This window comes from Kaistella sp. PBT33-4, from assembly GCF_029194425.1.
Classification (GTDB): domain Bacteria; phylum Bacteroidota; class Bacteroidia; order Flavobacteriales; family Weeksellaceae; genus Marnyiella.
On sequence record NZ_JARFYL010000010.1, the window covers coordinates 1 to 5,196 of the forward strand.

Here is a 5,196-nt window from a genome sequence, read left to right on the forward strand (position 1 = left end):
AGGGGGTTTGCTGAACAATACAGTGAATATCCGGACTTAAAAATTTCTTAAAAAAGATTTGGTCATTTAAAAAATAGTTTATACTTTTGCACTCGCAATTCAGAGGCACAACGACAGAAGATGCGTCTGGAAATAAAGCGAAGAGAAGAGAGATCATTGACATACAAATAACAACCAAAAAAAGTAAGGAAAAACCAAAGCGTCAATAACTTTGAGTGAGCGTAAGACAAACATACAATGGAGAGTTTGATCCTGGCTCAGGATGAACGCTAGCGGGAGGCCTAACACATGCAAGCCGAGCGGTATTTCTTCTTCGGAAGAGAGAGAGCGGCGTACGGGTGCGTAACACGTGTGCAACCTGCCTTTATCTGGGGGATAGCCTTTCGAAAGGAAGATTAATACCCCATAATATAATGACTGGCATCAGTTACTATTGAAAACTCCGGTGGATAGAGATGGGCACGCGCAAGATTAGATAGTTGGTGAGGTAACGGCTCACCAAGTCAATGATCTTTAGGGGGCCTGAGAGGGTGATCCCCCACACTGGTACTGAGACACGGACCAGACTCCTACGGGAGGCAGCAGTGAGGAATATTGGACAATGGGTGAGAGCCTGATCCAGCCATCCCGCGTGAAGGACGACGGCCCTATGGGTTGTAAACTTCTTTTGTACAGGGATAAACCTACCCTCGTGAGGGTAGCTGAAGGTACTGTACGAATAAGCACCGGCTAACTCCGTGCCAGCAGCCGCGGTAATACGGAGGGTGCAAGCGTTATCCGGATTTATTGGGTTTAAAGGGTCCGTAGGCGGGCCCGTAAGTCAGTGGTGAAATCTCGCAGCTTAACTGTGAAACTGCCATTGATACTGCGGGTCTTGAGTAAATTTGAAGTGGCTGGAATAAGTAGTGTAGCGGTGAAATGCATAGATATTACTTAGAACACCAATTGCGAAGGCAGGTCACTAAGATTTAACTGACGCTGATGGACGAAAGCGTGGGGAGCGAACAGGATTAGATACCCTGGTAGTCCACGCCGTAAACGATGCTAACTCGTTTTTGGATTTTCGGATTCAGAGACCAAGCGAAAGTGATAAGTTAGCCACCTGGGGAGTACGAACGCAAGTTTGAAACTCAAAGGAATTGACGGGGGCCCGCACAAGCGGTGGATTATGTGGTTTAATTCGATGATACGCGAGGAACCTTACCAAGACTTAAATGGGAATTGACAGATCTGGAAACAGATCCTCCTTCGGGCAATTTTCAAGGTGCTGCATGGTTGTCGTCAGCTCGTGCCGTGAGGTGTTAGGTTAAGTCCTGCAACGAGCGCAACCCCTGTCACTAGTTGCTAACATTCAGTTGAGGACTCTAGTGAGACTGCCTACGCAAGTAGAGAGGAAGGTGGGGATGACGTCAAATCATCACGGCCCTTACGTCTTGGGCCACACACGTAATACAATGGCCGGTACAGAGGGCAGCTACACAGCGATGTGATGCAAATCTCGAAAGCCGGTCTCAGTTCGGATTGGAGTCTGCAACTCGACTCTATGAAGCTGGAATCGCTAGTAATCGCGCATCAGCCATGGCGCGGTGAATACGTTCCCGGGCCTTGTACACACCGCCCGTCAAGCCATGGAAGTTTGGGGTACCTGAAGTCGGTGACCGTAAAAGGAGCTGCCTAGGGTAAAACAAGTAACTAGGGCTAAGTCGTAACAAGGTAGCCGTACCGGAAGGTGCGGCTGGAACATCTCATTTTTGAGTCTCGTCCCTTTAGGGAAGAGAATAAACAAACAACAGGTACGCAAGTACCACAAGCACTCACTTAGAGGATGCTTTGGTTTTTTTACTTTGGTTGCTTATTAAACAATACACCCACTAGAAATTAGTAATAGGGAAGAGATACAAGAGCCAGGAGCCAAGAGTCAAGACAAAAAAAGTCTTGTATCTTGAATCTTGATTCTGGAAGTCTAAAAAGACAGTCTCGTAGCTCAGCTGGTTAGAGCGCTACACTGATAATGTAGAGGTCGGCAGTTCGAGCCTGCCCGAGACTACTAATTAAAAGCGGTAAGCAATAAGCCTTAGGCGGTAAGCATTAAGCTTACGGCATAAAGCCTGCAGCCTACAGCCACTAGAGGGGGAATTAGCTCAGCTGGCTAGAGCGCCTGCCTTGCACGCAGGAGGTCAAGGGTTCGACTCCCTTATTCTCCACAGTTTTATAAGTTTGATTTAAAAGTTACGGATAGAGCCAAAAACAATATCCGTTCATCAGGCTAATAAGAAGAAAAAAGATCATTGACATTAACGGTAAGAACATCACAAAGAGAAAACCGAGCACCTGCGGGTGTGAAAGTTTACAAAATAAAAGGCAGCACGGTTGTGCTGTTATTAAAAATACTTAAACTAATAAAAATATTAGGAAAGAAATCGTTAAGGGCGTATGGCGGATGCCTAGGCTTTCAGAGGCGAAGAAGGACGTGGTAAGCTGCGAAAAGCTCGGGGGATTGGCACACACGAATTGATCCCGAGATGTCCGAATGGGGCAACCCGGCTGGTAGAAGACCAGTCACCCGCCGCAAGGCGAGGAGCAAACCCGGAGAACTGAAACATCTAAGTACCCGGAGGAAAAGAAATCGAAGAGATTCCGTAAGTAGTGGCGAGCGAAAGCGGATTAGCCCAAAAGCTTTTATATGTTTAATAGAACGTTTTGGAAAGAACGGCCATAGAGGGTGACAGCCCCGTATATGAAAGGCATACATAAGTGATAAATGAGTAGGGCGGGACACGTGAAATCCTGTCTGAATATGGGGGGACCATCCTCCAAGGCTAAATACTCCTGAAAGACCGATAGTGAACAAGTACTGTGAAGGAAAGGTGAAAAGCACTTCGAATAGAAGGGTGAAAGAGAACCTGAAACCGTACGCCTACAAGCGGTCGGAGCCCACAAGTTGGGTGACGGCGTGCCTTTTGCATAATGAGCCTACGAGTTAATTTTACTAGCGAGGTTAAGCACTTCAGGTGCGGAGCCGGAGCGAAAGCGAGTCTGAACAGGGCGCATAGTTAGTAGGATTAGACGCGAAACCTTGTGATCTACCCATGGGCAGGTTGAAGCTTTGGTAACACAAAGTGGAGGACCGAACCGGTTGACGTTGAAAAGTCTTCGGATGACTTGTGGGTAGGGGTGAAAGGCCAATCAAACTGGGAGATAGCTCGTACTCTCCGAAATGCATTTAGGTGCAGCGTCGATGTTAAGTTTATTAGAGGTAGAGCTACTGATTGGATGCGGGGGAGTCAAATCCTACCAATTCCTGACAAACTCCGAATGCTAATAAATGTTCGTCGGCAGTGAGGGCATGGGTGCTAAGGTCCATGTCCGAGAGGGAAAGAACCCAGACCAACAGCTAAGGTCCCCAAATATATGCTAAGTTGAAATAACGCGGTTGGACTGCATTGACAGCTAGGATGTTGGCTTGGAAGCAGCCATTCATTTAAAGAGTGCGTAACAGCTCACTAGTCGAGCGGTCCGGCATGGATAATAATCGGGCATAAGCATATTACCGAAGCTATGGATTTATAACTATGGAGTTATATCTGGTAGGAGAGCATTCTATTTGCGCAGAAGCAGTACTGTGAGGTATTGTGGAGCGGATAGAAAAGAAAATGTAGGCATAAGTAACGATAAAGCGGGCGAGAAACCCGCTCACCGAAAGACTAAGGTTTCCTCAGCCATGCTAATCAGCTGAGGGTTAGTCGGGACCTAACGCGAACCCGAAAGGGGTAGTGGATGGACATAGGGTTAATATTCCCTAACTTGCTCACATTAAAAAGGGGACGGATTTACGTACTTGCTGGAGACTGACGGAATAGTCAAGGCCTAGCCTTCGGGCGAAGCTGCTGCAGGGAAATAGATTCCAAGAAAAGCCGAAGTGAAGCAACCCGTACCAAAACCGACACAGGTAGTCGAGGAGAGAATCCTAAGGTGCTAGAGTGAATCATGGTTAAGGAACTAGGCAAAATAGTCTCGTAACTTCGGAAGAAGAGACGCCATCAGCAATGGTGGCCGCAGTGAAGAGGCCCAGGCGACTGTTTATCAAAAACACAGGACTCTGCTAAATCGAAAGATGCTGTATAGGGTCTGACACCTGCCCGGTGCTGGAAGGTTAAGGAAGGTGCTTAGGAGCAATCCGAAGGCATTGACTGAAGCCCCAGTAAACGGCGGCCGTAACTATAACGGTCCTAAGGTAGCGAAATTCCTTGTCGGGTAAGTTCCGACCTGCACGAATGGTGTAACGATCTGGGCACTGTCTCAACCATGAGCTCTGTGAAATTGTAGTATCGGTGAAGATGCCGATTACCCGCAATGGGACGAAAAGACCCTGTGAACCTTTACTATAACTTCGTATTGACTTTGAATAAACAATGTGTAGGATAGGTGGGAGACTTTGAAGCCGGCACGCCAGTGTTGGTGGAGTCAACGTTGAAATACCACCCTTTGTTTATTTGGAGCCTAACTCGCCTCGGCGAGGACACTGCGTGGTGGGTAGTTTGACTGGGGTGGTCGCCTCCAAAAGAGTAACGGAGGCTTTCAAAGGTACCCTCAGCACGCTTGGTAACCGTGCGTAGAGTGTAATGGCATAAGGGTGCTTGACTGTGAGACCTACAAGTCGATCAGGTGCGAAAGCAGGACATAGTGATCCGGTGGTTCCGTATGGAAGGGCCATCGCTCATAGGATAAAAGGTACTCCGGGGATAACAGGCTAGTCTCCCCCAAGAGCTCACATCGACGGGGAGGTTCGGCACCTCGATGTCGGCTCGTCACATCCTGGGGCTGGAGAAGGTCCCAAGGGTTGGGCTGTTCGCCCATTAAAGTGGCACGCGAGCTGGGTTCAGAACGTCGTGAGACAGTTCGGTCTCTATCTATTGCGGGCGTTAGATGTTTGAGAGGGCTTGAGTTTAGTACGAGAGGACCGACTTGAACAAACCTCTGGTGTATCTGTTGTGCCGCCAGGCGCACCGCAGAGTAGCTACGTTTGGAAAGGATAAGCACTGAAAGCATATAAGTGCGAAACCTGCCTCAAGATGAGACATCTTTTAAGGGTCGTGGGAGATGACCACGTTGATAGGCTACAGGTGTAAAGTCAGTAATGGCATAGCCGAGTAGTACTAATTACCCGTAGATTTATAGCCTGATATAGGCGCACCC

2 tRNA genes and 2 rRNA genes are annotated in these 5,196 nt (G+C 48.1%); all 4 read left to right on the forward strand.

The features are described from left to right. Positions 1 to 234 precede the first annotated feature (234 nt). Positions 235 to 1,751 (forward strand): 16S ribosomal RNA (locus P0M11_RS13250). A 222-nt stretch (positions 1,752 to 1,973) separates the two neighbouring features. Further along, positions 1,974 to 2,047: transfer RNA gene (locus P0M11_RS13255), tRNA-Ile, on the forward strand. Positions 2,048 to 2,130: 83 nt separating this feature from the next. Next, a tRNA-Ala gene (locus P0M11_RS13260) sits at positions 2,131 to 2,204 on the forward strand. Between the two features lie 209 nt (positions 2,205 to 2,413). Beyond that, positions 2,414 to 5,180: ribosomal RNA gene (locus P0M11_RS13265) — 23S ribosomal RNA — on the forward strand. Together the 16S and 23S rRNA genes with 2 tRNA genes alongside form the textbook arrangement of a ribosomal RNA operon. Positions 5,181 to 5,196: the final 16 nt, after the last annotated feature.